This window comes from Salifodinibacter halophilus, from assembly GCA_012999515.1.
In the GTDB taxonomy this organism is placed as follows: Bacteria; Pseudomonadota; Gammaproteobacteria; order Nevskiales; family Salinisphaeraceae; genus Salifodinibacter; species Salifodinibacter halophilus.
Genome location: JABEEB010000498.1, coordinates 1 through 249, shown reverse-complemented (window position 1 = coordinate 249; position 249 = coordinate 1). Strand labels below are relative to the sequence as shown.

Here is a 249-nt window from a genome sequence, read left to right as displayed (position 1 = left end):
GCTCGGAAGGTCCGACCGCTTACTTGGCGGTGTAGACGATCTCGACGCGGCGGTTCTTGCCCCAGCAGTCTTCGTTCGACTCGGTGCACACCGGACGCTCTTCGCCGTAGGACACGACGGTGATCTGGCCGCCCGAACCGCCGTTGGCCTGGATGGCCGACGACACGGCATTGCCGCGGCGCTCGCCCAGGCCCAGGTTGTATTCGCGGCTGCCGCGCTCGTCGGCGTTGCCTTCCAGGGTCATGCGCG

General features: G+C 67.9%; 1 protein-coding gene. It reads right to left on the bottom strand.

The genetic code is table 11. From position 1 onward, the window contains the following. Positions 1-19: 19 nt before the first annotated feature. Positions 20-249 (bottom strand): OmpA family protein (locus HKX41_12605; protein ID NNC24975.1); only part of this gene is annotated, 230 nt, incomplete at its 5' end.